This window comes from Caulobacter sp. 602-2 (assembly GCF_011043625.1).
In the GTDB taxonomy this organism is placed as follows: domain Bacteria; phylum Pseudomonadota; class Alphaproteobacteria; order Caulobacterales; family Caulobacteraceae; genus Caulobacter.
This window is the reverse complement of the sequence record NZ_JAAKGT010000002.1, coordinates 283,907-310,573: the sequence shown is the minus strand read 5'-3', so window position 1 is coordinate 310,573 and position 26,667 is coordinate 283,907. Positions and strand designations below refer to the sequence as shown.

Below are 26,667 nucleotides of genomic sequence, written 5' to 3'. Positions count from 1 at the left end.
AAGGACCCCAAGATGAAATCCGCTCTCCTGGCCGCCTGCGCGTTGTCCGCGCTGGCGCCCGCCGCCGCCCTGGCGGCTCCCGACGACGCCGAAAGCGCCGTTTCGTCGGTGATCGTCACCGCCCGCCGCAACGCCGAGGACCCCTCCGTCGTCGCCGACGCCCGCAAGCGCCTGTCCGAGACGCCCGGCGCGGTGTCGGTGATCTCGCAGGAATCCTACGCCAGCCGTCAGGCCCTGGCGCTGGACGACATGCTGCGCGACGCCCCCGGCGTCTACGCCCAGCGCAAGTGGGGCGGGGACGTGCGCATCTCGATCCGCGGCTCGGGGATCGGCAACGCCAACCACAATCGCGGCCTGCTGCTTGCCCAGGACGGCGTGCCGCTGAACGAGGCCGACGGCTATGGCGACAGCCAGATCGCCGATCCGCTGAACACCCGCTACGCCGAGGTCTATCGCGGCGGCAACGCCCTGCGCTTCGGCGGCGCTCTCCTGGGCGGGGCGGTGAACATGGTGACGCCCACGGGCAAGGACGCAGGGTTCAACGCCCGCGTCCGGGTCGACGGCGGCTCGTTCGGCCTGATCCGCGAGCACGCGGCGATCGCAGGCCAGTCCGGCGACTGGGACCTCTATGCCGCCGCCACCAACCAGACCAGCCAGGGCTGGCGCTCGCAGAGCCAGCAGAACATCCAGTTCGCCACGCTGAACCTGGGGCGCAGCTTCGGGCAGGACCGCGAGGTGCGCTTCGTCCTCAACGGCTCCAACATCGCCCAGGAAATCCCCGGGGCCCTGACCCTGGCGCAGTTCCAGGCCGATCCGCGCCAGAGCGCGGCGGCCAGCCTCGCGGCCGACCAGGGCCGCAACCAGCGCGGCCTGCGCGGCTCGCTGCGCACGACCTGGCGGCTGGACGAGCACACCGTGTTCCAGGGCGCGGTCTACGCCGTCTGGAAGGACCTCGACCACCCGATCTTCCAGGTGATCGACCAGCAGAGCCGCAACTACGGCGCCTTCGGGCGGCTGGACTGGGACGGCGAGGTCGGCGGGCTGAAGGCCGACGCCTATGTCGGCGCCTGGTATCGCCGGGGCGACCTGGACTCGGCCTTCTACACCAACGTCCGGGGCGGGCGCGGCGCGCTGCAGTCGCTGTCGCTGCAGAACGCCCAGGCCGCCGACGTGTTCGGCGAGGGCCGCCTGTTCGTCACCGACCACGTGATCCTGGTCGGCGGCCTGACCTGGGGGCGGGCCGAGCGCGACTACCAGAGCTTCAAGGTCCCCGCCGCAGCCTCGACCTTCAACCTGGCGGCCGACAAGGACTATGAGTGGGTGTCGCCGCGCGTGGGCGTGCTGTGGCAGGGCGAGGACGGCTCGCAGCTTTTCGCCAATGTCACCCGCTCGGTCGAACCGCCCAATTTCAGCTCGCTGTCGCCGAGCAATGTGGGCTTCGCGCCGATCCAGGCGCAGGAAGCCTGGACCGCCGAGGCGGGCGCGCGGGGTCATCGCGGGCCGTTCACCTACGACCTGACCGCCTATCGCGCCAAGCTGAAGAACGAGCTCCTGCAGTTCGCCGTCGACAGCCAGCATCCGGCCGCCACCTTCAACGCCGACGACACCCTCCACCAGGGGATCGAGGCGGCGCTGGACTGGGCCTTCGCGCCGCGCTGGCGCCTGCGCCAGACCTACACCCTGTCGGACTTCCGCTTCGACGGCGACGCCCAGTACGGCGACAACCGCCTGCCCATCGTGCCCAAGCACTTCTATCGGGCCGAGCTGCGCTACGACGCGGCCGCCGGCTGGTTCCTGGCCCCGTCGGTGGAGTGGTCGGCCAGCGACCAGTGGATCGACTACAAGAACACCAAGACCGCGCCGTCCTACGCGATCGTCAACCTCAACGCCGGCTGGAAGGCGACCGACAGGGTCTCGCTGTTCCTCGACGCCCGCAACCTGACGGACGAGGCCTATGTCTCCAACGTCCAGGCGGCCACGACCTGGACCGCCGCCACCGCCGCCGTCTGGCCCGGTGACGGCCGCTCGGTGTTCGGCGGCGTGACGGTGTCGTTCTGACCATGGCGGCGGGAAACGAAACCCCGGCCGGCGAGATCTATCGCGCCTTCTGGCGCTGGCATTTCTACGCCGGCCTGCTGGTGCTGCCGGTCCTGATGCTGCTGGCGCTGACCGGCGGGCTCTATCTGTTCAAGGACGAGCTGACCGCCGTGGTCCAGCGCCCCCTGGCCGTGGTGGTCGACGGTCCGGGAACGACCTCGCCTTCGGCCTGGATCGCGCAGGCCGAGGTCGCGGCGGGCGGCAAGGCCCGGCAGCTGGTCGTGCCCGCGCGCGGCGACCGCGCCGTGCAACTGGCGCTCGATACCGACGACGGCGCGCGGACGGCCTATGTCGATCCGCATACCGGCCGGGTGCTGGGCGTCGGCGCGCCGGGCGGGATCATGGGCCTGGTCAAGCGCCTGCACAGCCTGGACATCGCCGGGCCCGTCGCCAACCTGCTGGTCGAGATCGTCGCCGGCTGGGCGATCGTGCTGGTCGCCACGGGGGTCTTCCTGTGGTGGCCGCGCGGGCGGGGCGGCGGCGTCGTCACCGTTCGCGGGTCGCCGGCCAGGCGCGTGTTCTGGCGCGACCTGCACGCCGTGACCGGCGTCTTCGCGGGACTGGTGATCGTGTTCCTGGCGGTCACCGGCATGCCGTGGTCGGCCTTCTGGGGCAAGGAGGTCCGCCAGCTGACGACCCAGGCCGGCTGGGGCCGTCCCCGGCCGCCGGTCGCGCAGCCGCACCATGCCGGCGAGGCGGTGGGAGAGGGCGTGCCCTGGGCGCTGCAGGCGCATGCCGCGCCCGCTTCGGGCCATGGCCACACGAGCCTCGGCGTCGACGCCGTCGTCGCCAAGGCGAAGGCCGCGGGCCTGACCGACGGCTTCACCCTGACCCTGCCCAAGACCCACGGCGGAACCTGGACGGCGGCCTACATGCCCGACCGGGTCGAGCGCACCCGCACCCTCTATCTCGACGGCGGCGACGGCCGGGTGATCGCCGACCTGCGCTATCGTGACTTCGGTCCGGCGGCCAAGGTCATCGAGTGGGGCATCGCCGTGCACCAGGGCCAGCAGTTCGGCCTCGCCAACAAGCTGGTGATGCTGGCCGGCTGCCTCGCCGTCTGGCTGCTGGGCGTGTCGGCCGTGGTCATGTGGTGGAAGCGCCGTCCGAAGGGGCGGCTGGCCGCCCCGGTCCCGCCGGCCGATCGCCGCGCCTATTGGGGGCTGCTGGCCCTCGTCCTGCCCCTGGCCGTTCTCTACCCGCTCGTCGGCGCCTCGCTGGCGGCGGTCCTGTCGCTTGATCTCATCCTGCGCCGCCTTTCCCCCCGGCGGCGCCTCGAGGCTGGAGCCTGACCATGAAGACCCTCTATCTCCCCATCCTCGCCGTCGTCGCTCTGGCCGGCGCGGCCCAGGCGGCCCCGCCCGCCAAGGTGACCGTCGAGGGCGCCTGGTGCCGGGCCGCACCGAAGGGCGCGCCGGCCGGCGGCTGCTACCTGACCCTGACGGCCCCGACCGCCGACCGCCTGGTGTCGGTCGAGACCCCGGCCGCCGCCCGGGCCGAGATCCACACCATGTCGATGGACGGCGGGGTGATGCGCATGCGCAAGCTGACCGACGGCCTGGCGCTGCCGGCCGGCCAGGCCGTGGCGCTGAAACCGGGAGCGGAGCACCTGATGGTGATCGGCCCGAAGATCGATCTGGCGGCGGGGGCCACCGTGCCGCTGACGCTGCGTTTCAAGTCGGCGCCGGCGGTGACGGTCAACGCGCCGGTCAAGGCCGTGGGAGGCAAGTAGACGTGCGTATCCTGTCCAAACTCGTCCTTGCGGCGCTGATCTGCACCGCGCCCCTGGCCGCCTGCGACCGCGCCGAGGAGCACGCCAAGGCCGCCTCGACGGCCAATGTCGGCGGGCCGTTCCAGCTGGTCGACCAGGACGGCAAGGCGGTCACCGAGAAGGATCTGCTGGGCAAGCCCACGGCGATCTTCTTCGGCTTCACCTTCTGTCCGGAAGTTTGCCCGACCACCCTGACCGAGATGACCGGCTGGCTGAAGGACCTGGGTCCCGACGCCGACAAGCTGAACGTAGTGTTCGTCTCGGTCGACCCCGAGCGCGACACGCCCGCCCAGCTGAAGCTCTATCTGTCGAACTTCGATCACCGCATCCGGGGCCTGACCGGCACGACGGCGCAGACCGACGCGGCGGCCAAGGCCTACCGCATCTATCACCGAAAGGTGGCGATCGAGGGCGGGGAATACACGGTCGACCACTCGTCGGCGGTCTACCTGTTCGACGCCAAGGGCGCCTTCGTCGAGCCGATCGGCTACGGCGGCCCGCCCGAGCGCGGGCTGGCGCAATTGAAGGCGCTGCTGAAGGGATAGGCTCAAACTCGTTCGTCATCCCGGCCGCAGCGAAGCGGAGAGCCGGGACCCAGGGGCGACCGCGATGCGCCGGCCCCTGGGTCCCGGGTCTGCGGCGCTACGCGCCTTCGCCCGGGATGACGACATAGGAGTGGGTCAGGGCCGCAGCAGGACCTTGCCGGTCTTGCCCGGGGTCAGCGAGGCCTTCACGGCGTCGGACACCTGGTCGAGGCCGTAGACGCCGTCGGTCGGCAGCTTCAGCTTGCCGGTCGCGACCTGGGTCAGCAGTTCGCCGATCAGGCGGCGGCGCTGGTCGGCGGGCATGTTGGCCGAGACGGTCGAGCCCCAGAAGCCCTTCACCGTCAGCTGCTTGAAGATCACCGTGCCCGACGAGATCTGCATCGGCTCGCCAGTCATCGAGCCGAACGAGATCAACAGGCCGTTCTCGCCCAGCAGGTCGGCCATGTCGCCCGAGGCGGTTCCGCCGATGGAGTCGACAGCGGCCTTGATCGGCGCGCCGCCGGTGATTTCGGCGACCTTCTTCTTCCAGTCGGCGTCGGCGGTGGAGACGGCGTTGTCGATGCCGAGTTCGGCCAGTTCGGCCACGCCCGCGTCGCGGCGGACGAGGTTGATGACGTTGACGCCGCGGGCCTTGGCCAGCATGGCCAGGGTCTTGCCGACCGCGCCGTTGGCGGTGTTCTGGGCGACCCAGTCGCCGGCCTCGACGTTCAGGGTCTCGAGCAGCGTGATGGCGCTGAACGGCATGGCGATCAGCTGGGCGGCGGCCTCGTCGGGGATGGCGTCGGGCACGGGCACGAGGCCGGCGGCCGAGGCGATGAAGAACTCGGCCCAGCTGCCGTGCACGCCGGCCACCGCGAAGCGCTGGCCAACCAGGGCGGCGTCGACGCCTTCGCCGACCGCGTCGACGATCCCGACGGCCTCGCTGCCGCCGATGGCGGGCAGGGCGGGCTTGTAGCCGTAGTTGCCGCGCACGGTCCAAAGGTCGTGGTTGTGGATCGGCGAGAGCAGGGTGCGCACGCGCACCTTGCCGGGGCCGGGCTCGGGGATCGGGCTGTCGGCCAGGGCCAGGACTTCGGCCGGATCGCCGAACACGTCGTGGATCGCGCTGCGCATGGGTTTTCTCCTTGTCGTCGTGAAGGGGGGGAGCGGCCTCAGGCGGCCGCGAGCAGGATCTCGGTGGTGGCCATCGCCTCGCGCAGGGGCGCCTGGTCCTTGGAAAGCTTGGCCAGGATGGCCGCGCCCAGCCACAGGGCGTACATCGCCCGGGCGGTGGCGACCGGATCGCCCGAGCCGGGCAGGGAGCCGTCGTCGCGGCCTTCGACGATGACGGCGGCGATGCGGCGCACCAGGCGCTCGACGCCGGTGTCGAGGATCAGCCGCATGTCTTCCGACAGGTCGGACACCTCAGCGCCCAGCTTCACCACCAGGCAGCGGTCGGCCATGCCGCAGGCCGTGTCGCCGTCGAGCCAGACGTTCCAGTAGGCCATCAGCCGCTGGCGGCCGCTGGCGTCGGCGTCGAACAGCGCGGCCAGCTTGGCCCCGTACTCGGCGCAATAGTCTTCCAGCAGCGCGCAGCCGAACGCCTCCTTGGAGGCGAAGTAGTAATAGAACGAGCCCTTGGGCACGCCGCTGGCGTCGAGCAGCTCCTTCAGGCCCATGCCCCCGAACCCTTGGCGCAGCACCAGGTCGCGGCCGGTGGCCAGGATGTGTTCGCGGGTGATCTCGGACTTCTTGCGGGTGCTCATGATCGTCATTTAGGAAATAATAGACCGGTCGTCTAGTTCCTGCATTTGCGAATTTTTCTCACCCTTGGGTTGCGTGTGCCGATTCGCACATCTATCAGGTGTAGAGAATTCATTATCGCCCCAAGGTTGTTTTTTCGGGGGCTTTGGAATGACCAGTCAGATCTTCATGGCCTACTGGCTCGGCTACAATGAGGGCGGGCCGCCGCCCGAGGCCGCGCCGGCTTCGGTGGGCGTCGTGGCGCTGGCCTTCGCGGTGAACGCGCCGAGCGACCAGGGCGACACCATCACGCTCGACTTCCTGACCAGCAAGCACAGCGCCCAGGAGATCCGCGCTGGCGCCAAGGCCCTGCAGGCGCGGGGCGTCAAGGTTCTGATGTCCATCAACGGCAGGCCCAACTGGGACGGGCATCCGGGCGGCTGGGGCAATCTCGACCCGACGGCCTACGCGGCCAACGTCAAGGCGATCGTCGTCGACGACTGGGGCCTGGACGGCGTCGACCTCGACAACGAGGACGTCGACTACACCCCCGACGAAAACTTCGTCGACGTGATCAAGGCGCTGCGGGCGGCGCTGGGGCCGACGGCGCTGATCACCCTGCCGGTCTATCTGGGGACGACGCGCGACGCCTACCTGGCGAACGCCAAGGACCAGATCTCGTTCGTGGCCACCATGGCCTACTGGAACGACGTGCAGGGCCAGACGGCGATGTTCGACCAGTACGCCGGCCTCGTCGGGCCCGAGAAGGTCGCCATCGGCGTCGCCGACGCCGCCAATCCTGGCCAGGACACCGCCTTCGCCGACCTGGCGCCGCTGGCGGCCTGGAACCCGCCCGGCGCTTCCAAGGCCGGGATCATGCTCTGGAACCTCAACGCCCCGCCCACGGACCAGACCGCCGAGTGGTGCGCCGAGATCTCCGAAAACCTGTCCTGAGTGCGAGTTCGAAACCCGAGTTCAATCAAGGAGGAAACATCATGAACGCCATCGTCTCGACCGACACCGCCGCCATCGGCCTCGTGCTCGGCGCCGCCGTCTTCAACACCTCGCCGCCGACCACCCAGGGGCTGTCGATCTCGGCCCTCGGCGGTTCGCCCGCCGGCGATCACCAGCGCCTGGGCAACAACGACGCCGTCACCGTGCAGTTCAACCTGGACGCCAACGCCTTCACCAAGACCCTGGCGGTGCGGGTGAACGGCCTGGTGTCGCGCAACGGCAATCAGGAGGGCTTCTCGCCGATCTCGCTGCAGGTCAACGGCGGCCAGATCGTCTCGGGCTTCACCATGCCGGGCGGCGGCTTCGGGCCGCAGGACGCGATCTTCCCGATCCCCGCGGCCCTGCTGAAGGCCGGCCCCAACGCCCTGCAGCTGCAGGTGGCCGGCAACGCCCAGACCTTCTTCTGGCTCTACGGCCTGGAGATCGACTTCGTTTCGGGGCCCTATGTGGGCAAGGCCCTGACGGCCAACCTGCGCGTCTCGCCGGTGGCGCTGAGCGCGGGCCTGTCGATCACCACCAACGGCGGGACCTTCGCGGGCGATCACTACAAGTACGCCCAGAACGCCAGCTTCGGCCTGCAATTCTCGCTGACCGACCTTGGTCCGGGCGCGCAGGTCAGCGTCGCGCTGTACGGCCTGGTGTCGCGCAACGGCAATCAGGACGGCTACTCGCCGATCTCGCTGATCTTCAACGGCAAGCCGATCCTGGCCGACTACACCGTGCCGGGCGGCGGCTTCGGGCCGCAGTGGGTCGAGGTGGCGGTGCCCGCCGAGCTGTGCGTGTCCGGCGCCAACACCATCGTCATGACGGTGTCGCCCGACGCCACGACCTTCTTCTGGCTCTATGACTTCGCCGTCTCCAAGGGCCAGTTCTACACCCCCGTGGCCACGGCCGACTTCTCGGTCTCGCCGCCGAAGACCAATCAGCTGACGGTCTCGCAGAACGACGGCAGCTTCGCCGGCGACCACGTGAAGATCGCCCAGAACGGCGTGGTGTCGGTGACCTATCAGGCCGCTTCGGCCTCGGCGGCGCTGATGTTCGAGTTCGACGGCCTGGTGTCGCGCAACGGCAACCAGGACGGCAACGCCCCGGTCAGCCTCAGCGTCAACGGCACGCAGATCATCGCCAACTACGTCGTGCCCGGCGGCGGCTTCGGCTACCAGGCCAACTACTTCGTGGTGCCGCCGCAGCTGGTGAAGGCCGGCGCCAACACCTTCAGCCTGCAGGTCGCCAGCACCGGCACGACCTACTTCTGGCTCCGCGGCATGGCCGTCCGCACGCCGACCTAAGGTCGCGGCTTCCACCCGCAACCGCGCCCCGGCGTTCGTCGCCGGGGCGTTTTGCGTTCTAGATCGCCACGCGCTTGGCGATGGCGTCGCGGCGGGCGTTGGTTTCCTGCTGGGCGCGCTCGACGGCTTCGGTCTCGGTGGCGTGCAGCAGGTGCTCGATGACGCGTTCCAGGTGGTCGCGCATGGCCTGGCGGGCGGCGGCCGGATCGCGGGCCTTCAGGGCGTCGACCACGCGGCGGTGCTCGGCGATGCGGGGCTCCAGGCCCATGCCGCGGGCGCGGGTCAGGATGTTGCGGGCCAGGGGCGAGCGGTTGCGCCAGTCCCACAGGTTCTCGATCGTGGCGATGATCGCGCCGTTGCCGGTGGCCGCGGCGATGACGAGGTGGAACTCGCGGTCGGCGTCCTCGCCCCGGATCTCCTCCTCCTCGTGCATGCGCTCGAGCAGGCTTTCCAGCTGGGCGATCTGTTCCTCGCTGATCGAGGTGGCGGCCAGGGCCGCGGCCTCGCCCTCGAACAGGCGGCGGGCCTCGATCAGCTCGAAGGCGCCGATCTCGGTCTCGCGTTCGGCCGGTTGCGGGGCGACGGGGCGGACATCGCCGGTGACATAGATGCCCAGGCCATGGCGGGCCTCGATCATGCCCAGCATTTCCAGGGCGATCATCGCCTCGCGCAGGGTGGGGCGCGAGACGCCGAACTGCTCGGCCAGCTCGCGCTCGGTCGGCAGGCGGTCGCCCAGCTTGTACTGGCCCGCCTCGATGGCGTCGGCGACGGTGTCCGCGATCTTGCGGTAGAGCTTGACGTTGTCCGACATGGCTTCCTGGAATCGACGCTCGGAACCGATGGTCCCTCCTCGATACCATAACCCTTGTCGGACGCCCCGGCTATTTGGTCTGACAAGATCGCGGCGGCGATCTCACCAGTCGTGCATCGACCCGTCCTCGCGGCGGGCCACGGGCAGGTAGGCGCGGCTGTAGGGGTATTTCGCCGCCAGGTCTTCGTCGATGTCGACGCCCAGGCCCGGCGCCTCGCCCGGATGCAGCATGCCGTCCTCGAAGCTGTAGGCGTGAGGGAACACCGCGTCGGTCTCGGCGGTGTGGCGCATGTATTCCTGGATGCCGAAGTTGGGGATCGACAGGTCGAAGTGCAGGGCCGCGGCCATGCAGACGGGCGACAGGTCGGTGGCCCCGTGGCAGCCGGTGCGCACGCCGTGCATGTCGGCGAAGGCGGCCACCCGGCGCAGGTGGGTGATCCCGCCGGCGTGCACGACGGTGGCGCGGATGTAGTCGATCAGCTGTTCCTCGATCAGCTGCTTGCAGTCCCAGATCGAGTTGAAAACCTCGCCCACGGCCAGGGGCGTGGTGGTGTGCTGGCGGATCAGGCGGAAATTGGCCTGGTTCTCGGCCGGAGTGGCGTCCTCCATCCAGAACGGGCGGTAGGGCTCCAGGTCCTTGCCCAGGCGCCCGGCCTCGATGGGCGTCAGGCGATGGTGCACGTCGTGCAGCAGGTGGACGTCCCAGCCCAGTTTCTCGCGGGCGGTCTCGAACAGCGGCGGCACGCTGCGCAGGTACTTTTCCGTCGACCACAGGCTCTCGCTGGGCAGGGCCGCGTCGGCCGGCTCGTAGAAGAAGCGGTCCTTGGAGACGCCGTAGACGGTCTTCAGCCCAGGCACGCCCGACTGCAGGCGGATGGCCTTGTAGCCCTGCTCGGCATAGACGGCGGCGTTGTCGAGGGTCTCCTCGATGGTCGCGCCGTTGGCGTGGCCATAGACCATCACGCCGGTGCGGCAGGCGCCGCCCAGCAGCTGGTAGAGCGGCAGGTTCGCCACCTTGGCCTTGATGTCCCACAGGGCCATGTCGACGGCGGCGATGGCCGACATGGTCACCGGACCGCGCCGCCAGTAGGCGCCCTTGTAGAGGTACTGCCAGATGTCCTCGATCTGGTGGGCGTCGCGGCCGATCAGGCAGGGGATGACGTGGTCGTTGAGGTAGCTGGCCACCGCCAGTTCACGTCCGTTCAGGGTGGCGTCGCCGATCCCGTACACGCCGTCGCTGGTCTCGATCTTCAGGGTGACGAAGTTGCGGCCCGGACAGGTGACGATGACCCTGGCGGCGGTGATCTTGAGCATCGGCGTCTTTCTGCGGCGGCGCCGGTTTGGCCGGCGACGAGGTCTTGGCGGACGCTGGGCCCGCGAGCGATCTGGCCCCCTTTCGTTTAAACGCGGCGGGGAGGTTGTCAATCCATTGGTCAGACCAATAATGTGCCGGAGACTCGACCACCTCGCCGGATGTCCGGCGACAGTTCCAGGCCGCGCCAGACGGCCGCCGCGTATGACGACGGGGAGATGCGATGCGACCCAGCCACCTGCTTCGAGGGCTCTGCCTGGCCGCCGGCCTTCTGCTGGCGCCGTTGGCCGCGCGGGCCGAGGACGGCCATGACCTGTGGCTCCGCTACCGGCCGGTGGCGGCCGGCGAGGCGGCCGCCTATCGGGCCGCCGCGGGATCGGTGGCGTCCGTCGCCGATACGCCGACCCTGAAGGTCGCCCGCGCAGAGCTCGAACGCGGCCTGGCGGGCCTGCTGGGCGAGCGCCGCGACGGGGGCGGGGAGATCCTGCTGGGCACGCCGAAGTCGTCGGCCCGGATCGCGTCGCTGAAGCTGTCGCTCGACGCCGTCGGGGACGAGGGCTACCGCATCCGGACCATGACCGAAGGCGGGCGGCCGCTCACGGTGATCGCCGCCAACACCGACGTCGGGGTGCTGCACGGCGTCTATCGCTACCTGGCGCTGATCCAGACCCGCCAAGCCGTCGGCCGGCTGGATCTCGCCGACGCCCCCAAGGTCCGCTACCGGCTGCTGAACCACTGGGACAACCTGGATCGCAGCGTCGAGCGCGGCTATGCGGGCCAGTCGATCTGGGACTGGTGGCGGCTGCCCGACGTGAAGGACCCGCGCTATGTCGACTACGCCCGTGCCAACGCCTCGATCGGGATCAACGGGGCGGTGCTCAACAACGTCAACGCCAAGTCCGACAGCCTGACCGCGCCCTATATCGCCAAGGCCGCCGCCCTGGCCGACACGTTCCGCCCCTACGGGATCAAGGTCTATCTGTCGGCGAGGTTCTCTTCGCCGATCGAGATCGGGGGGCTGAAGACCGCCGACCCGCTGGACCCGGCCGTGCAGGCCTTCTGGAAGGCCAAGGCCGACGAGATCTACAAGGCCATTCCCGATTTCGGCGGCTTTCTGGTGAAGGCCAATTCTGAGGGCCAGCCGGGTCCGCAGGACTATGGCCGCACCCACGCCGACGGGGCCAACATGCTGGCGCAGGCGGTGGGTCCGCACGGCGGCATCGTGATGTGGCGGGCCTTCGTCTACTCGCACGAGCAGCCCGACGATCGCGCCAAGCAGGGCTATTCGGAGTTCAAGCCGTTCGACGGACAGTTCGCCGAAAACGTCATCGTCCAGGTCAAGAACGGAGCGATCGACTTCCAGCCGCGCGAGCCGTTCCATCCGCTGTTCGGGGCCATGCCGAAGACCAACCTCGGCATGGAGTTCCAGATCACCAAGGAATATCTCGGCTTCTCCACGCACCTGGCCTACCTCGGCCCCATGTGGGAGGAGGTGCTGAAGGCCGACACCTTCGCCGCAGGCCAGGGCTCGACCGTGGCCAAGGTGGTCGACGGCAAGCTGCACGGCTATTCGCGCACCCTGATGGCGGGGGTGGCCAATATCGGGACCGATCGCAACTGGAGCGGCTCGCAGTTCGACCAGGCCAACTGGTACGCCTTCGGGCGCCTGGCCTGGGATCCGGAAGCATCTTCGGAAGCCATCGCCCGCGACTGGGCGGCCATGACCTTCACGCCCGACAGGCGCTTTATCGGTCCGGCCGTGGCGATGATGATGGGCTCGCGCGAGGCGGTGGTCGACTACATGACCCCGATGGGCCTGCATCACCTGATGGGCCGCAGCCACCACTATGGGCCGGGGCCGTGGGTGACTGGCGGCGAGCGCGCCGACTGGACCAGCGTCTACTACCACAAGGCCGACAAGGCCGGGATCGGCTTCGACCGCACGGCCGGCGGCAGCAACGCAGCAGCGCAGTACGCGCCGCCGGTGGCGGCCGCCTTCTCGGACCTCTCGAAGGTCGACGAGAAGGACCTGCTGTGGTTCCACCACCTGCCGTGGACCTACCGCACGAAGTCCGGTCGCCCTCTGTGGGACGAGCTGGTGACGCGCTATTCGCGCGGGGTGAGGGCGGTGGACGGCATGCAGGCGACCTGGGCGGATCTTTCGCCCTACGTCGACCCCGAGCGCCATGGCGAGGTGGCGACCTACCTCGCCATCCAGCGTCGCGAGGCCCAGTGGTGGCGCGATGCGTCCGTCGCCTATTTCCAGTCGATCAACGGCCTGCCCCTGCCCAAGGGCGAGGCTCCCCCGCCGCTGAGCCTGGAGGCCTACGAGGCGATGGCCTTCCCTTACGCACCGGGGATCTGAAGGGGGCGTGCGGTTCACCTCCCATCGTCGTCATCCCGGCCGCAGCGAAGCGGAGAGCCGGGACCCAGGGGCCGCCGGTATTGCGCCGGCGGCTTTCTTGTGTTTCTATTTTGTTCTCGTCTCGGGGGCGAAATGGAGCGCGTTTCCTACGTCTACATTCTGGCGAGCGCGAGGAACGGAACGCTCTATGTTGGTGTCACCAACGACCTGTCGCGCCGTGTCTGGGAGCATCGCGAGAAGCTGATGCCCGGCTTCACCCGCAAGTACGGCGTGACGAAATTGGTCTGGTACGAGGTTCACGAAGAGATCGGGGCTGCGATCCAGCGCGAAAAGCTGATCAAGCGCTGGCGGCGGGCGTGGAAGCTGGAGCTGATCGAGCGGATGAACCCGCTTTGGCTTGATCTGTATGAAACGCTGAACTGCTGAACTGGTGGTGCGCGTGGCCCCTGGGTCCCGGCTCTCCGCTTCGCTACGGCCGGGATGACGGAGGTAGGAGGGTGCCTGTCCGGTAGGCGCCGATATCGATTCAAATAATATCGATACAAAAGCGTTGACATATTTTCGCCGTGCACCCCAGCCTGGGAACCGACCCGCCTTCAGAGCGGGCGCTCTCATGCATGCACTGGGGAATGTTATGCGTACCGATCTCAGGATCCTGCTTTCCACCGCGGCCCTCGCCGCCCTGGCCGCGCCGCTGGGGGCGGCCGCCCAGACGCCTGCCGCCAAGCCCGCGGCCGACGAGACCGTCGAGGAGATCGTGGTCACCGCGCTCAAGCGCTCGACCACCCTCCAGACCACGCCGATGAGCATCAGCGCGGTGACCGGCGACAGCCTGCAGAAGATCGGCGCCACCGGCCTGCAGGACTATTTCCGCTCGGTGCCGGGCGTGAACCTGACCCAGGGCCAGCTTGGCCAGAGCCGCGTGACCATCCGCGGCGTGCAGGGCTCGGGCGAGGCGACGACGGGCCTCTATTACGACGAAACCTCGGTCACCGGCCCCTCGGGCACCACCCAGGACCCGGCCAACAACGCCGCCGACCTCAACCTGTTCGATGTCGAGCGGGTGGAGGTGCTGCGCGGCCCGCAGGGCACGCTGTACGGCGGCGGCTCGATGGGCGGCACCATCCGCGTGATCTACGCCAAGCCCGATAGCAGCCAGTTCGGCGCTTCGATCGAGGGCCAGGCCAGCGCCACCAAGGGCGGCTCGCGCGGCTCGTACCTGAAGGCCATGGGCAACATCCCGCTGATCGAGGGCAAGCTGGCCGCCCGCATCGTGGCCTACACCGAGGACCGTCCGGGCTTCGTCGACAACGTCCGCACGGGCGCCAAGAACGTCAACGACAGCCACGCCGACGGCTATCGCGCCATGCTGGGCTTCACGCCCACCGACGACATCTCGCTGGTCGTCACCAAGGTTCACCAGAACTCGTCGGCCGACGACCTGGAGGGCTGGTACGACCGCCTGGGCGGCTACAACACCGACAGCGCCGTGAAGCTGCCGCTCGACACCGAGATGGACATGACCAGCGTCACCGGCAAATGGTCGAGCCCGGTCGGCGAGGTCACTGCGTCCAGCGCCTACTACAAGTACGACATGCTGCGGACGATCGACTTCACCCCGCAGTACAAGCCCTACATCGGCAGCGCCTACGGCGTGATCGGCTACCAGCCGGCCTATCTGGGCGCCTGGAACCACGAGCTGCGGCTGTCGTCGAAGGGCGAGGGCCAGCTGCAGTGGACGGTCGGCGGCTACATGGAGCTGCGCAAGGACCACATCGACAGCAACACGGTTCTGACCAGCCTGACCACGGGCCAGCCCTACAGCCCGATGCAGTACCTGCAGGGGCGCTACGTCAACACCGGCGTCAAGCAGACGGCCCAGTTCGGCGAGGCGACCTGGACGCCGCCGCAGATCGAGGGGCTGTCGCTGACGGTGGGCGCGCGCCACTACGACTACACCAAGACCACCGGCAGCGCCGGCACCCAGAGGAACGCGCTGACCGGCGCCGCGCCGGCCGCCTATTCCGAACAGACCGCCGAAGCCTCGGGCTGGGTCTACAAGTTCAACGCCAGCTACAAGGTCACCTCCGACGTCATGGTCTACGCCACGGCGGCGGAAGGCTTCCGGCCGGGCGGGGCCAACAACGTGCCGGGCCTGAACGGCGCCCTGGTGGTCTACAATCCCGACAGCCTGTGGAACTACGAGGCCGGCGTGAAGACCACCTGGCTGGGCGGCAAGCTGACGGCCAACGCGGCGGCCTACCGCATCGACTGGAAGGACCGCCAGACCAGCGCCATCACCGCCGACGGCCTCTATTCCTTCATCACCAACGCCGGCGCGGCGCGGATCGAGGGCCTGGAGCTGGAGGTTTCGGCCCGCCCGATCCACGGCCTCTCGCTCAACGGCTCGATCGGCTACACCAAGGCCGAGCTGACCGAGGACCAGGCCAACGCCAACATCCTGGTCGACGGCTCGACCGGCAAGAAGGGCGACCGCATCGCCAACGTGCCCGACGGGACGGCCTCGGCCTCGGCCCAGTACGTCTGGCCGCTGCCGGTGGCGGGCCTCAACGGCCTGGTGCGCGCCGACTACGCCTATACCGGCGAGATGGTCTCCACCTTCCGGCCGACCTACGTCTATTTCGACAAGTTCGGCAGCTTCTCGACCGTGAACCTGCGGGCCGGGGTCGAGGGCGAGGACTGGGGCGTCTACGCCTTCGTGACCAACCTCACCGACGCCGAGGGGATCATGAACAAGAACAGCAACGTTGGGTACCAGGACCTGCTTTATGGATTGACCCCGCGCACCGTCGGGGTGAACGCCCGTAGGAAGTTCTGATCGATCCTCACGGTCGTCATCCCGGAAGCCTCGTAGAGGCTATCCGGGACCCAGGGGCCGGCGCACTGCGGTCGCCCCTGGGTCCCGGCTCTCCGCTTCGCGGAGCCTGTCCTCGGGCGCGCTTCGCGCGACCCGGGGGGCCGGGATGACGAGAGTTTTCAGCGTAAAACCAGAAGGGCGCGGTCCGCCGCGCGAGCCGCATGACCTCCAAGACCTTCACCCTCGCCGCCGCCGTGGCCCTGCTGGCCGCGCCCGCCATTCCTTCAGTGGTTGGCGCCGCGCCGCTGAACGTTCCGGCGACCAAGGCCGCGATCAAGGCCCAGCTCGACCGCGACTACCCCCAGCTCGACGCGCTCTACAAGGACCTGCACGCCCATCCCGAGGTCGGCTTCCAGGAGGTCGAGACCGCCAGGAAGCTGGCCGAGCAGATGCGCGCGCTGGGCTTTTCGGTCACCGAAGGCGTCGGCAAGACCGGCGTGGTGGCGGTGCTGAAGAACGGCGAAGGGCCCTCCGTGCTGGTGCGCACCGAGCTCGACGCCCTGCCGATGGAGGAAAAGACGGGCCTGCCCTACGCCAGCCGCGCCAAGACCACCTGGAACGGCGCCGAAGTGTTCGTCGCCCATTCCTGCGGCCACGACGTGCACATGGCCGCCTGGATCGGCGCGGCCCGCCAGCTCGTGGCGCAGAAGGCCAAGTGGAAGGGCACGCTGGTCTTCGTCGCCCAGCCGTCGGAAGAGACGGTCAGCGGCGCCAAGGCGATGATCAACGACGGCTTCTTCCAGAAGTTCGGCAAGCCCGACTACGGCTTCGCCCTTCACGTTGGTCCGGGCGCGGCGGGGCAGGTCTACTACAAGGCCGGCGTCCTGACCTCGACCTCCGACGCCCTGGAGCTGACCTTCAACGGCCGCGGCGCGCACGGTTCGATGCCGGCCGCCTCGATCGACCCGGTGATGATGGCCGCCCGCTTCACCGTCGACGTGCAGAGCGTGATCAGCCGCGAGAAGGATCCGGCGGCGTTCGGCGTCGTCACCGTCGGCTCGATCCAGGCCGGCAGCGCGGGCAACATCATCCCCGACAAGGCCAAGGTGCGCGGCACGATCCGCACCCAGGATGACGGCGTGCGCGACAAGATCCTGGCCGGGGTGACCCGGACCGCCAAGGCCGTCGCCGAGATGTCGGGGGCGCCGGCGCCCGACCTGGAGATCGTTCCGGGCGGCAAGGCGGTGGTCAACGACGCGGCCCTGACCGAGAAGACCGCCGCCGTCTTCAAGGCCGCCTTCGGCAAGGACGCGGTGGCCGTGCCCTCGCCCGGCTCGGCCAGCGAGGACTATTCGGAGTTCATCATCGCCGGCGTGCCGTCGGTCTACTTCTCGATCGGCGGCTTCGACCCCAAGGCGATGGCGGACGCGAAGGCGGCCGGCAAGCCTCTGCCCGTCAACCACTCGCCCTTCTTCGCCCCGGTCCCCGAGCCGTCGATCCGCACGGGCGTGGAGGCGATGACGCTGGCGGTGATGAACGTGATGGCGAAGTAGATCTCAAAGATCCCTCTCCCCTTGCGGGAGAGGGTGGCCTCCGAAGGAGGTCGGGTGAGGGGTCTCTCAAAAGCAAGACGCCGCGACGGCCGATCAGCTGTCGCGGCGTTTGCGTGGGTGCAACCCCTCATCCGTCGGCTTTCGCCGACACCTTTTCCCGCAAGGGGAGAAGGAGGCGCTACGCCGCCGTCAGGTACCCCTCCAGCACGTCCAGGGCGTGCTGGAGCCTGGCCCGGCGCCATTCGGCGGTGCTCATGTCGGTGTCGAGCGTGACCGACAGCGACCAGCCGTTGGCCAGGTGGAAGCGGCTCATGGCCGCGATGGTGACGTAGATCTGGATCGGGTCGAGGTTGTCGCGGAACAGGCCCTGTTCCTGGCCGCTCTCGATCAGCCGCTCGATGGTGCGGCGCAGGGGGAAGGCCGTTTCGGTGACCTTTCGGCTCTGCGCGACGAACTTGCCCTGCATCAGGTTCTCGTTGCGCAGCAGGCCCTCGAAGCGGGGGTTCTTCTCGAAATACTCGAAGGTGAAGCGCTGCAGCTCCAGGAACCCCTCGAGCGGCTTGTCGAAGTCGATCTTCAGCTCGGCCTCGCGGTTGCGCAGGTCCTCGTAGGCGGCCTCCAGCACGGCGACGTAGAGGCCCTTCTTGTCGCCGAAGTAGTGATAGAGCATGCGGATGTTGCACTTGGCGGCCTTGACGATCCGCTCGATGCGCGCGCCCGCGAAGCCGGCCTGCGAGAACTCCTTCAGCGCCGCCGACATGATCGCCTTGCGCGTCCGCTCGGCGTTGCGCTTGCGCGGCGCCGGGGCGTCGGGAGCGACCTCGTGATCGGCTTCGGACAAGGGGGCGGCCTCCAGGGTGCTCAGGGCAGTTTGGCCCCGGATTCGATCCAGGCGCCAAGCTTGGCGCGCTCCTCATCGGTCATATGGGTCTCGTTGCCAAGCGGCATGCTGGTGCTGATCACCGCGCGTTCCTTGATCTTGGGCGCGTAGCGGGCGATGTGCTCGGGGCTGTCGAAGGTGACGCCGTTGGGCGGGGCGCCGAAGCCGCGGTGGGTGGGCTTGGCGGCATGGCAGGTCACACAGTGCTTCTCCACGATGGCCTGGGCCTCGAAGAAGCTGACGGGGCCGAGCACGGCGGGCGCCTTGGGCTTCTGGCTGGCGATGACGCTGACGGCGAACATCAGCATGGCCCCATAGAACAGGAAGTCGTGCCGGATGATCCCGTGGTGGCGCAGGTTGAAGAAGTGGCGGATCGAGATCCCGGCCATGCCCACCAGCGCCAGCAGCAGCCAGGCCAGCGGATGGCCGGTGATCGCCGGATAGTGGTTGCTGATCATGATGAACAGGATCGGCAGGGTCATGTAGTTGTTGTGCACCGAGCGCTGCTTGCCCGCCGCGCCCAGGCGCGGGTCGACGGGCCGGCCCGCCAGCATGTCGGCGACGATCTTCCGCTGATTGGGAATGATCGTCAGGAAGACGTTGGCGGCCATGGCCGTGCCGATGATGGCGCCGACATGGATGAAGGCCCCGCGGTCGGTGAACAGGTGCTGCAGCGTCCAGGCCGCGCCGATCAGCGCGCAGAACCAGACGATCCCGAACAGGCGGGGGCGCTCCACCAGCGGCGAGCGGCACAGGGCTTCGTAGACGGCGAGGCCGCCGAAGATGAAGGCCAGGCCCACGCCCACCGCTTGCCAGTGGCTGAAGGCGTGCTTGGCCGGGTCGATCAGGTAGACCGGCGCGCCCCAGTAGTAGAGCACGAACAGCAAGGCGAAGCCCGACAGCCAGGTGGTGTAGGCCTCCCACTTGAACCAGTGCAGGTGGCTGGGCATGTGCGCCGGGGCGGTCATGTACTTCTGCGAGTGGTAGAAGCCGCCGCCGTGCACGGCCCACAGCTCGCCCTTCACCCCGTCCTTGGGCGGCCTTCCATCCAAGGACTCGGGGGCGCGCAGGTTGTTGTCGAGCCAGACGAAGTAGAACGAGGCGCCGATCCAGGCGACGCCCGCGATCACGTGCAGCCAGCGGAGCGCCAGGTTCAGCCAGGCGGCGAGATCATAGTCCATCTAGGCGGTCACGGCGTCTTGGATGCGAAGCTTGGAGATCAGGCCGATCTGGGCGATCGCCTCGGCGATCTCGGCCTCGCGGTCGTTGGACAGGCGCGCCTGCATGGCCCGCAGGATCGAGCTCTTGTCGTTCAGCCGCACGCAGATGATGAACGGAAAGCCGAAGGTCTTCGCATAGGCGGCGTTGAGGTCGTGGAAGCGGGCGAACTCTTCCGGCGTCAGCCGGTCGAGGCCCGCGCCGGCCTGCTCGGCCGTGCTCTCGGCGGTAAGCTGCTTGGCGATCGCCGCCTTGCCCGCAAGTTCGGGGTGGGCGCGGATCAGGGCCAGCTTGTCGTCGGTCGAGGCCGCGTTCAGCACGTCCATCATCGCGCCGTGCATGGCCTCGATGCTGGGATAGGGGCGGGCGTCCCAGGCGCGTTCGACGACCCAGGGCGACAGTTCGAAGGCGAAGCCCAGGGCGGTGACGAAACCCGTCTGGTTCATGCTGTTGAGCCGGGCCAGGGTGAGGGGCGGCGCGCTCATGCCTGGGCTCCATACGGATGGGTCGCGATCCAGTGGCGGGCGATGTCGATCCGCTTGGCCACCCACACCTTGTCGTGGCGGGTCACGTGTTCGAGGAACCGGCGCAGGGCCATGATCCGGGCCGGCTTGCCGACGATGCGGCAGTGCAGGCCGATGCTCATCATCTTCGGCGCGGTCTCGCCCTCCAGATACAGGGCGTCGAAGGCGTCGCGCAGATAGGCGAAGAACTGGTCGCCGCTGTTGAAGCCCTGGGGGGCGGCGAAGCGCATGTCGTTGGTGTCGAGCGTGTAGGGCACGATCAGCTGGGGCCGGCCGTGCTGGTCGTCCCAGTAGGGCAGGTCGTCGCTGTAGCTGTCGGCGTCGTAGACGAAGCCGCCTTCCTCCGCGACCAGGCGGGCGGTGTTGGGGCTGGTGCGGCCCTGGTACCAGCCCAGCGGGCGCTCGCCGGTCAGGCGCTTGTGCACCTCGATGGCCTTCTCGATGTGCTCGCGTTCGAGGTCTTCGGGGAAGTGCTGATAGTCGATCCAGCGATAGCCGTGGCTGGCGATCTCCCAGCCCGACTTCATCATCGCCTCGACCACGTCAGGCGCCCGCTCCATGGCCTGGGCGACGCCGTAGACGGTCAGCGGCAGGTCGAATTCCTCGAACAGGCGCCGGATGCGCCAGAAGCCGGCGCGCGAGCCGTATTCGTAGAGGCTCTCCATCGACATGTGCCGCATGCCCTCGATGGGCTGGGCGCCGACCATCTCCGACAGGAAGTATTCGCTGACCTTGTCGCCATGCAGCACGCTGCGCTCGGCGCCTTCCTCGTAGTTCAGCACGAACTGCACGGCCACGCGCGCGCCGCCCGGCCAGGCGGCGTGCGGCGGGTGTTCGCCATAGCCGATGAGGTCGCGGGGATAGGTCATGCGCCGCAGGCCCCCTCAGTCGCTCCGCGACAGCTCCCCCAAGGGGGGAGCATCTTGGCGCGGGCGCCGAACGAGATCCTCCCCCTCTGGGGGAGGTGGCCCGAAGGGCCGGAGGGGGTGTGCGCAACCATCATCCGAACACCCCCAGCGCCGCATCCACCCCGGCCCCGGCCGGCGCGCTAAAGCCTTCCCAGCGCAGCACCGCTTCCAGCGCGGCCAGGGTCTGCAGCACCGCGTGCTTGCGAGCGTTCACGCCCATGGTCCCGATCCGCCAGATCTTGCCGGCGAGGGGGCCGAAGGCCGCGCCGATCTCGATCTCGAACTCGGTGCGCATGCGGGCCTTGACCCGATCGTAGTCGACGCCGGCGGGCGCGATCACGCCGGTGACGTTGGTCATCTTGTGGGCCTGGTCGCCGTAGACCTGCAGGCCCAGGGCCTCGATGCCGGCGGTCATGGCCGCGCCGGCCTGCTTGTGGCGGGCGAAGCGGGCCTCGAGCCCTTCTTCCAGCACGATGCGGGCGCATTCGCGGGCGGCGAACAGCATGCTGGCCGCCTCGGTATGGTGGTTCAGGCGCTTGTCCGACCAGTAGTCCATGATCATGGCCAGGTCGAAGTAGTTGGAGGCGATGCGGCGGCCGGCGCCGGCCGAGCCCGGCGTCGCCAGGCCCTTCTCCACATGGCGGCGGGAAAAGATGTGGTCGGCGGCCTTGTCGCTGATGGTGATCGGGGCCGAGCCCGACGGGCCGCCCATGCACTTTTGAAGGCCGGCGGTGACGATGTCGGCCTTCCAGGCGTCGACGGGCACGCTCATGCCGCCAAGCGTGGCGGTGGCGTCGACATAGAGCAGCGCGCCGTGCCGCTGGCAGATCTCGCCGATGGCCTCGATCGGCTGGGCGATGGTGGTCGAGGTGTCGCCGTGCACGCAGGCCACCAGGCGCGGCTTAGCGCGCGCGACCGCGTCCTCGACCGCCTGCGGATCGACGACCTCGCCCCACTCGCCCTCGACGAAGGTCACACGTGCATCGCAGCGCTCGGCGATCTCGGCCAGCAGCAGGCCAAAACGCCCGGCGTTGACCACCACGATGTCGTCGCCCGGAACCAGGGTCGAGACCAGGGCCGCCTCGATGCCGGCGCGCGAGGTGCCGTCGACGACGAAGGTCCATTGGTTCGTGGTCTGGAAGACGCCGCGATACAGCGCCATGACCTCGTTCATGTAGCCGGTGAACTCGGGGTCGAACTGGCCCAGCAGCTGCACCGACATGGCCCGCAGCACGCGCGGGTGCACGTTGATCGGGCCGGGGCCCATCAGCAGGCGGGCGGGGTGGTCGAGTTCTTTGAAGGTAGTCATGCTTGCGTCTTCGAGAAATCGTTGCGCGTCGCCAGTCGTTCGACGAACCCGACCATGGCCTGGGCGGCCAGGGCGCAGTCGGCGTCGGTGACGGCTTCGGCGGGGTTGTGGCTGACGCCGCCCTCGCAGCGGATGAACAGCATGGCGGTGGGGCAGAGGTCGGCGATGACCATGGCGTCGTGGCCGGCGCCGCTGGGCAGGCGGCGGGCGGCCTGGCCCCCCAAGTCCTGCACGTCGCCGACGGCGGCCGCCAGCAGGTCGGTCAGGCCCGCGTCGCAGGGGCTTTCGGCCAGTTCCTGCATCAGGGTGACCGAGACCGACAGGCCGCGGCGGGCGGCGATGGCCTCGATCTCGGCGGTGATCGCGGCGACGGCGGCGTCGCGCGTAGCCGAGGTCTCGGCGCGGATGTCCATCGAGAACTCGACGGCGCCGGGAATGACGTTGAAGGCGCCGGGCAGGGCGGTCATGCGGCCGACCGTGCCGACGAGGCCGTCGGTTCCGCCCAGAGGTCCTTCGCGGCAGATCCGCTCCAGGGCCAGAACCGCCTCGGCGGCGGCCGGGCCGGGATCCTTGCGCAGGCCCATCGGCGTGGTGCCGGCGTGGCCGGCCTGGCCCTTGAAGCGCACCAGGATCCGCTTCTGGGCGGCGATGGCGGTGACGACGCCCAGCGCCAGCTCCTCGGCCTCCAGCACCGGGCCCTGCTCGATATGGGCTTCGAGGAAGGCGAAGACCTCGCCAGGCTTGCGGGCGGCCTCGACGAGGCGGGTGGGATCAAGGCCGAAGGCGGCGTAGGCCTCGGCCAGGCTCGTGCCATCGGCGTCGGTCATCTCGACCACGTAGGGATCGACCGTGCCGGCGACAGCGCGGCTGCACGCCATCGAGGCGGGAAAGCGCGAGCCTTCCTCGTCGCCGAAGGCGATGGCCTCCAGCGCGAAGGGCAGGCGGCGGCCCTGGCGGTGAAAGGTCTCGATCAGGTCGACGGCCAGCATCACGCCCAGCGCCCCGTCGTAGCGGCCGCCGTTGCGCACGCTGTCGATGTGCGAGCCGATCAGCAGGGCGGGGGCGTCGGGCGCCTGACCCTCGTAACGGCCGACGAGGTTGCCGGCCGGATCGAGGCGCACGGTCATGCCGGCTTCCTCCATCCAGAACTTCAGGGTGTCGAGCGCGGCCTTGTGGGCCGGGGTGAGAAAGCGGCGAACGAGCATGTCGTCGGCCTCGCTGAAGGGCGCCGCGCCCATCAGGTCGCAGCGGGCCTTGGCCCTGACGCCGATCTCGAACGCTTGAGTCACTCCGCTCCCCGCCGTTTCGTCGCCTCACCCGATAGCAGGCTGCGCCCGCCGGTCCGCCTCGGCAAGCGCCGGGACGGCCAAGTCTCCGCCGATTGCCCGCGCAAGCGCCAGCCAGCCGTTCGGGCGCCTGCTTGTAAGTCATAAATCACTTACTTCATGGGTGGCTAGGGCGCCGGCGCCACCTTGCCGTGTTCGGCGACCGGCTACATGCTGCGGGCATGGCCGCGCCCCTGAACCGCACCGTCGACGCCCGGATCCTGCGCGTGAACCATGGCGGCGAGCACGGCGCGATCCGGATCTATCTCGCCCAGATCGCCATGGCCCGCCTGCGCGCGCCCGACCTGCTGCCGTTCCTGACCCGGACCCTGGCGCACGAGCGCGAGCACCTGGCGCGCTTTCGCGCCCTGATGCCGACCCGCGCGGCCAAGCCCTGCCGCCTGATGTGGATCTGGTCGATCGGCGGAGGCGCGCTCGGCGGATTGACCGGCCTGTTTGGCCGCAAGGCGATCCTGGTCTGCACCGAGGCGGTCGAGCGCACCGTGCACAGGCATCTCGACGACCAGCTGGCCTGGCTGGGCGATCGCGACGTCGAGATGGCGGCCACGATCCGCGAGATCCAGCAGCAGGAGCTTGGCCACCTCCGCTATGCCGAAAAGGAGCGGGGGGCGGCGAACACGCTGACGGCGCTGCTGGATGGTGCGATCTGCCTGGCCGTCGAGGGGCTGATCTGGCTGTCGACCCGGGGCGATTCCGTTCGCCTGGCCAGGACCCTGCGGGCGGCCGCCTAGGCGCCGCCCTCCGCCGCCAGCGCCAGCCGCTTCTTCGGGAAGGCGTCGGGCAGTTCCTCGCGCAGGAAGGCCATCATCTTTTCCCGCACCTCGCAGCGCAGGTCGAAGGTGGTGGGCGCATTGCGGGCGCTGACCAGGCAGCGCACCTCCATGACCTCGGGCGTGATGTCGGTGACGGCCAGGTTCACCACCTTGCCGTCCCAGCGGGGCGAGGCCTTAGCGATCTCCTCCAGCTTCTCGCGCAGGCGGTCGACCGGCGCGGACGGGTCGACATAGAGCATGGCCGTGCCGATCAGGGCCGCGCTCTCGCGGGTCCAGTTCTGGAAAGGGGTCTGGATGAAGTAGCTGAGTGGCAGCACCATCCGCCGCCAGTCCCACAGCCGCACCACCACGTAGGTGGCGTTGATCTCTTCGATATTGCCCCACTCCTTCTCGACGATGACGGCGTCGTCGATGCGGATCGGCTGGGTGACGGCGATCTGGATGCCGGCGATCAGGTTGGTCAGCAGCGGCTGCAGGGCCAGACCCACGATCAGCGAGGCCGCGCCGCCGGCGGCCAGCAGGCTGACGCCCCACTGGCGCACGCCGGGAATGGTCATCAGCGCCAGCGCCAGGGTGAAGATGCCGATCAGGATCGCCATCGCCCGGCGCAGGATGCGGATCTGGGTGATGTGCTTGCGGGCCAGCAGGTTGTCTTCGACGTCGACCTTGAAGCCGCGCATGTAGAGCGCGGCGGCGATATCGAGCGCGGTCATCGCCATCCAGCCCAGCAGGATGATGAACATCACCAGCAGCAGGTGCTTGGCGGTCGCGGCCTGGGCGACGTCCAGCGGCGCGATCGAGACGGCCGCGCCCAGGGCGGCGACGATGAAGGCCATGCGCGTGGGCCGGCGGGTGCGGGCGATCATCGCCTGCCAGAAGGCGTCGCGCTTGGCGAAGCCGTGGCGGACGACGCGCACGGCCACCGCGTGCAGGGCCAGCGCGGCGCCGATCGCCAGGACGATCAGGGCGAGGCTGACGATCCAGGGCGGCGCCCAGGCGATCAGCCACACGGAGTCGTTCAGCCAGTCAGGCAGCCAGGCGGGAAGATCCTTCATGACCGGGGCCAACGCGCCCGGCCCCTGATGGCTCCCCGAAAAACGGCGTTCAGGCCTTGGCGAACTTGCCCGCCGCGCGCACCGAGCCAGTGGCCACGCCCGTGGGCGAGCCGCCGATCGGCTCGTCGGTGACGGCCAGCAGCGCGGTGTAGGTTCCTTCGCCGCGCAGGTCCTTCGGCATCGGGATGCGCATCGGCTTGTCCATCGGGATCACGCCCAGCGAGATCGCCTTCTGGCCCTCGGGGATGATCCACAGTTCGGCGTCGCGGCCCTGCGGCATCTTCATGCCCATCGGCGTCAGCATCACCTGGTCCATGCCGTGGTCGAGGGTGGCGACGATCATCGGCTTGTTGGTGGTCGGGTCGGCGATCAGCGCCACCTCGGCCGCCTGCGGCCTGGCCGGCGCGGGCTCCACTGCCGGCGGCAGGGCGGGACGGGGCAGGATGGCCACCACGACGCAGGCGGCCGCCAGGGCCATGGCGCCGGCGGTTAGGCCGCGCCACAGGACCACGTTGCTCCAGGCCGAGGGCTTCAGGGGCTCGGCGATCAGGTTCTGGATTCGCGGCCACAGGCCTTCGGACGGCTGGGTCGATGCGGCGTCGGCGGCCAGCGGCGTCAGGCGCTCCTCCCACCAGGCCACGGAGCGGGCGAAGGACGGGTCGGCGGCCAGCCGGCGTTCGGCTTCGGCGCGTTCGGACGCATCCAGAACGCCCAGCACGTACTCCCCGGCCAGGGGGCGCTCTTCGGGGCTTTCGGGGCCTTCCGGCGGAATGTCGGTCGCGTCGGTCATGCTTCGAGACAGGCTCGCAGGCTGATCAGGCTACGCCGGATCCAGCTCTTCATGGTGCCCAGCGGCACGCCGACCGCCTGGGCCAGGGCGTCGTAGGTAAGGCCCTCGAAGAAGGCCTTGCGCACGGCGCCGGAATGCTTGGGGTCCAGCTGGTCGAGGCAGCCGTCCAGGCGCTGGCGGTCCTCGTCGGCCTCGACCCGGGCCGAGGCCAGGGGCGAGGCGTCGGGAAGGGCCTCGGCCTCTTCGACGCCGGTCATGACGCGGGTCCCGCGCGCGCGCAGCCGGTCGATGGCGCGGTTGCGGGCCAGGCTGACCAGCCAGGTGATGGGGCTGGCCTTTTCCGGGTCGAACCGGTCGGCCTTGTTCCACACCGTCAGATAGACGTCCTGCAACACGTCCTCGGCCTCCTCGCGATCGTTCAAGATACGCAAGACGACGCCCAATAGCTTCGCGGAGGTGTGCCGATAGACGTATTTGAGGGCGTCGTGATCGCGGTTGGCGACGCGGGCGATTGCGCGCGAAAGCAATGCGCGGCTGCTGTCAGCGTCCAAGCGACGTCCCCTCCGG

The 26,667-nt window shown here is 69.2% G+C and carries 24 protein-coding genes and 1 pseudogene; 12 read left to right on the top strand and 13 right to left on the bottom strand.

The window, feature by feature from the left end:
* The first annotated feature begins 12 nt into the window (after nt 1–12).
* From G5B46_RS05960 to G5B46_RS05940, 5 genes and pseudogenes are all read left to right on the top strand, one after another.
* Nucleotides 13–2,058, top strand: coding sequence for a TonB-dependent receptor (locus tag G5B46_RS05960; RefSeq protein WP_165256984.1), 2,046 nt, complete (start codon nt 13–15; stop codon nt 2,056–2,058).
* A gap of 2 nt (nt 2,059–2,060) precedes the next feature.
* Entirely contained in the window at nt 2,061–3,389 is a 1,329-nt protein-coding gene (locus G5B46_RS05955) for a PepSY domain-containing protein (protein WP_165256982.1), read from the top strand.
* A 2-nt stretch (nt 3,390–3,391) separates the two neighbouring features.
* Entirely contained in the window at nt 3,392–3,829 is a 438-nt protein-coding gene (locus tag G5B46_RS05950; protein WP_165256980.1) for a copper chaperone PCu(A)C, read from the top strand.
* 2 nt (nt 3,830–3,831) lie between these two features.
* Nucleotides 3,832–4,413, top strand: a complete 582-nt coding sequence (locus tag G5B46_RS05945; RefSeq protein WP_346764876.1) for an SCO family protein — start codon at nt 3,832–3,834, stop codon at nt 4,411–4,413.
* Between the two features lie 16 nt (nt 4,414–4,429).
* Nucleotides 4,430–4,540, top strand: a pseudogene (locus G5B46_RS05940) (hypothetical protein); the annotation flags it as partial.
* Nucleotides 4,541–4,548: 8 nt separating this feature from the next.
* Here the strand turns inward: G5B46_RS05940 and G5B46_RS05935 are convergent.
* Together G5B46_RS05935 and G5B46_RS05930 are read right to left on the bottom strand one after the other, a co-directional pair.
* Entirely contained in the window at nt 4,549–5,526 is a 978-nt protein-coding gene (locus G5B46_RS05935) for a zinc-binding dehydrogenase (protein WP_165256978.1), read from the bottom strand.
* Between the two features lie 38 nt (nt 5,527–5,564).
* A complete protein-coding gene (locus G5B46_RS05930) occupies nt 5,565–6,158 on the bottom strand; it encodes a TetR/AcrR family transcriptional regulator (RefSeq protein WP_165256976.1) in 594 nt (197 codons plus the stop codon).
* Nucleotides 6,159–6,306: 148 nt separating this feature from the next.
* Between G5B46_RS05930 and G5B46_RS05925 the strand changes: the two genes are divergently transcribed.
* Nucleotides 6,307–7,089 carry a glycosyl hydrolase family 18 protein gene (locus G5B46_RS05925; protein ID WP_165256975.1) on the top strand — a complete coding sequence of 261 codons (783 nt, stop codon included), beginning with the start codon at nt 6,307–6,309 and terminating at the stop codon, nt 7,087–7,089.
* Between the two features lie 41 nt (nt 7,090–7,130).
* Nucleotides 7,131–8,438 (top strand): hypothetical protein, encoded by a 1,308-nt coding sequence (locus G5B46_RS05920; protein ID WP_165256973.1) that lies wholly within the window; start codon nt 7,131–7,133, stop codon nt 8,436–8,438.
* Nucleotides 8,439–8,496: 58 nt separating this feature from the next.
* Here the strand turns inward: G5B46_RS05920 and G5B46_RS05915 are convergent, their stop codons facing one another.
* Together G5B46_RS05915 and manD are read right to left on the bottom strand one after the other, a co-directional pair.
* Entirely contained in the window at nt 8,497–9,249 is a 753-nt protein-coding gene (locus G5B46_RS05915) for a FadR/GntR family transcriptional regulator (RefSeq protein WP_165256972.1), read from the bottom strand.
* Nucleotides 9,250–9,351: 102 nt separating this feature from the next.
* A complete protein-coding gene (manD, locus tag G5B46_RS05910) occupies nt 9,352–10,563 on the bottom strand; it encodes a D-mannonate dehydratase ManD (protein ID WP_165256970.1) in 1,212 nt (403 codons plus the stop codon).
* 221 nt (nt 10,564–10,784) lie between these two features.
* On the opposite strand from manD, the gene G5B46_RS05905 reads away from it, so the two are divergent.
* The 4 genes from G5B46_RS05905 to G5B46_RS05890 all read left to right on the top strand — a co-directional run bounded on the left by G5B46_RS05905 (nt 10,785) and on the right by G5B46_RS05890 (nt 17,297).
* Nucleotides 10,785–12,926 (top strand): alpha-glucuronidase family glycosyl hydrolase, encoded by a 2,142-nt coding sequence (locus G5B46_RS05905; protein WP_165256969.1) that lies wholly within the window; start codon nt 10,785–10,787, stop codon nt 12,924–12,926.
* 132 nt (nt 12,927–13,058) lie between these two features.
* Nucleotides 13,059–13,352, top strand: a complete 294-nt coding sequence (locus G5B46_RS05900; RefSeq protein ID WP_165256967.1) for a GIY-YIG nuclease family protein — start codon at nt 13,059–13,061, stop codon at nt 13,350–13,352.
* 208 nt (nt 13,353–13,560) lie between these two features.
* Nucleotides 13,561–15,765, top strand: coding sequence for a TonB-dependent receptor (locus tag G5B46_RS05895; RefSeq protein WP_165256966.1), 2,205 nt, complete (start codon nt 13,561–13,563; stop codon nt 15,763–15,765).
* A gap of 200 nt (nt 15,766–15,965) precedes the next feature.
* Nucleotides 15,966–17,297 (top strand): amidohydrolase, encoded by a 1,332-nt coding sequence (locus G5B46_RS05890; RefSeq protein WP_165256964.1) that lies wholly within the window; start codon nt 15,966–15,968, stop codon nt 17,295–17,297.
* A 178-nt stretch (nt 17,298–17,475) separates the two neighbouring features.
* Here G5B46_RS05890 and G5B46_RS05885 read toward each other — a convergent pair whose 3' ends face one another.
* The 6 genes from G5B46_RS05885 to G5B46_RS05860 form a co-directional block, all read right to left on the bottom strand.
* On the bottom strand, nt 17,476–18,138 hold the full coding sequence (locus G5B46_RS05885) for a TetR family transcriptional regulator (protein ID WP_240903354.1): 663 nt from the start codon (nt 18,136–18,138) through the stop codon (nt 17,476–17,478).
* A 20-nt stretch (nt 18,139–18,158) separates the two neighbouring features.
* Complete coding sequence (locus G5B46_RS05880; RefSeq protein WP_165256962.1) at nt 18,159–19,358, bottom strand: urate hydroxylase PuuD; 1,200 nt, start codon at nt 19,356–19,358, stop codon at nt 18,159–18,161.
* Nucleotides 19,359–19,880 carry a 2-oxo-4-hydroxy-4-carboxy-5-ureidoimidazoline decarboxylase gene (uraD, locus tag G5B46_RS05875; protein ID WP_165256961.1) on the bottom strand — a complete coding sequence of 174 codons (522 nt, stop codon included), beginning with the start codon at nt 19,878–19,880 and terminating at the stop codon, nt 19,359–19,361.
* On the bottom strand, nt 19,877–20,788 hold the full coding sequence (puuE, locus tag G5B46_RS05870; RefSeq protein WP_165256960.1) for an allantoinase PuuE: 912 nt from the start codon (nt 20,786–20,788) through the stop codon (nt 19,877–19,879). Before puuE ends, uraD begins: the two co-directional genes overlap by 4 nt.
* Before the next feature lie 130 nt (nt 20,789–20,918).
* Nucleotides 20,919–22,136, bottom strand: coding sequence for an alanine--glyoxylate aminotransferase family protein (locus G5B46_RS05865; protein WP_165256959.1), 1,218 nt, complete (start codon nt 22,134–22,136; stop codon nt 20,919–20,921).
* Nucleotides 22,133–23,425: an allantoate amidohydrolase gene (locus G5B46_RS05860; RefSeq protein ID WP_165256958.1), complete on the bottom strand. Its 1,293-nt coding sequence runs from the start codon at nt 23,423–23,425 to the stop codon at nt 22,133–22,135. Before G5B46_RS05860 ends, G5B46_RS05865 begins: the two co-directional genes overlap by 4 nt.
* A 218-nt stretch (nt 23,426–23,643) precedes the next feature.
* On the opposite strand from G5B46_RS05860, the gene G5B46_RS05855 reads away from it, so the two are divergent.
* Complete coding sequence (locus tag G5B46_RS05855; protein ID WP_165256957.1) at nt 23,644–24,213, top strand: demethoxyubiquinone hydroxylase family protein; 570 nt, start codon at nt 23,644–23,646, stop codon at nt 24,211–24,213.
* Here G5B46_RS05855 and G5B46_RS05850 read toward each other — a convergent pair.
* The 3 genes from G5B46_RS05850 to G5B46_RS05840 are packed head-to-tail and all read right to left on the bottom strand — an operon-like array spanning nt 24,210 to nt 26,627.
* Complete coding sequence (locus tag G5B46_RS05850; RefSeq protein WP_165256956.1) at nt 24,210–25,310, bottom strand: mechanosensitive ion channel domain-containing protein; 1,101 nt, start codon at nt 25,308–25,310, stop codon at nt 24,210–24,212. The genes G5B46_RS05855 and G5B46_RS05850 overlap by 4 nt on opposite strands.
* Nucleotides 25,311–25,359: 49 nt before the next feature.
* Nucleotides 25,360–26,100, bottom strand: a complete 741-nt coding sequence (locus tag G5B46_RS05845) for an anti-sigma factor (protein WP_165256955.1) — start codon at nt 26,098–26,100, stop codon at nt 25,360–25,362.
* Nucleotides 26,097–26,627, bottom strand: coding sequence for a sigma-70 family RNA polymerase sigma factor (locus G5B46_RS05840; protein WP_276611522.1), 531 nt, complete (start codon nt 26,625–26,627; stop codon nt 26,097–26,099). The genes G5B46_RS05845 and G5B46_RS05840 overlap by 4 nt, the downstream gene beginning before the upstream one ends.
* Nucleotides 26,628–26,667: the final 40 nt, after the last annotated feature.

What these genes read in the sequence shown, in the direction of transcription:
- puuE (WP_165256960.1), bottom strand. Translation starts at nt 20,788, where the DNA reads ATGACCTATCCCCGCGACCTCATCGGCTATGGCGAACACCCGCCGCAC.
- G5B46_RS05955 (WP_165256982.1), top strand. Translation starts at nt 2,061, where the DNA reads ATGGCGGCGGGAAACGAAACCCCGGCCGGCGAGATCTATCGCGCCTTC.
- G5B46_RS05915 (WP_165256972.1), bottom strand. Translation starts at nt 9,249, where the DNA reads ATGTCGGACAACGTCAAGCTCTACCGCAAGATCGCGGACACCGTCGCC.
- manD (WP_165256970.1), bottom strand. Translation starts at nt 10,563, where the DNA reads ATGCTCAAGATCACCGCCGCCAGGGTCATCGTCACCTGTCCGGGCCGC.
- G5B46_RS05960 (WP_165256984.1), top strand. Translation starts at nt 13, where the DNA reads ATGAAATCCGCTCTCCTGGCCGCCTGCGCGTTGTCCGCGCTGGCGCCC.
- G5B46_RS05880 (WP_165256962.1), bottom strand. Translation starts at nt 19,358, where the DNA reads ATGGACTATGATCTCGCCGCCTGGCTGAACCTGGCGCTCCGCTGGCTG.
- G5B46_RS05845 (WP_165256955.1), bottom strand. Translation starts at nt 26,100, where the DNA reads ATGACCGACGCGACCGACATTCCGCCGGAAGGCCCCGAAAGCCCCGAA.
- G5B46_RS05855 (WP_165256957.1), top strand. Translation starts at nt 23,644, where the DNA reads ATGGCCGCGCCCCTGAACCGCACCGTCGACGCCCGGATCCTGCGCGTG.
- uraD (WP_165256961.1), bottom strand. Translation starts at nt 19,880, where the DNA reads ATGAGCGCGCCGCCCCTCACCCTGGCCCGGCTCAACAGCATGAACCAG.
- G5B46_RS05905 (WP_165256969.1), top strand. Translation starts at nt 10,785, where the DNA reads ATGCGACCCAGCCACCTGCTTCGAGGGCTCTGCCTGGCCGCCGGCCTT.
- G5B46_RS05895 (WP_165256966.1), top strand. Translation starts at nt 13,561, where the DNA reads ATGCGTACCGATCTCAGGATCCTGCTTTCCACCGCGGCCCTCGCCGCC.
- G5B46_RS05920 (WP_165256973.1), top strand. Translation starts at nt 7,131, where the DNA reads ATGAACGCCATCGTCTCGACCGACACCGCCGCCATCGGCCTCGTGCTC.
- G5B46_RS05865 (WP_165256959.1), bottom strand. Translation starts at nt 22,136, where the DNA reads ATGACTACCTTCAAAGAACTCGACCACCCCGCCCGCCTGCTGATGGGC.
- G5B46_RS05925 (WP_165256975.1), top strand. Translation starts at nt 6,307, where the DNA reads ATGACCAGTCAGATCTTCATGGCCTACTGGCTCGGCTACAATGAGGGC.
- G5B46_RS05890 (WP_165256964.1), top strand. Translation starts at nt 15,966, where the DNA reads ATGACCTCCAAGACCTTCACCCTCGCCGCCGCCGTGGCCCTGCTGGCC.
- G5B46_RS05935 (WP_165256978.1), bottom strand. Translation starts at nt 5,526, where the DNA reads ATGCGCAGCGCGATCCACGACGTGTTCGGCGATCCGGCCGAAGTCCTG.
- G5B46_RS05930 (WP_165256976.1), bottom strand. Translation starts at nt 6,158, where the DNA reads ATGAGCACCCGCAAGAAGTCCGAGATCACCCGCGAACACATCCTGGCC.
- G5B46_RS05850 (WP_165256956.1), bottom strand. Translation starts at nt 25,310, where the DNA reads ATGAAGGATCTTCCCGCCTGGCTGCCTGACTGGCTGAACGACTCCGTG.
- G5B46_RS05900 (WP_165256967.1), top strand. Translation starts at nt 13,059, where the DNA reads ATGGAGCGCGTTTCCTACGTCTACATTCTGGCGAGCGCGAGGAACGGA.
- G5B46_RS05950 (WP_165256980.1), top strand. Translation starts at nt 3,392, where the DNA reads ATGAAGACCCTCTATCTCCCCATCCTCGCCGTCGTCGCTCTGGCCGGC.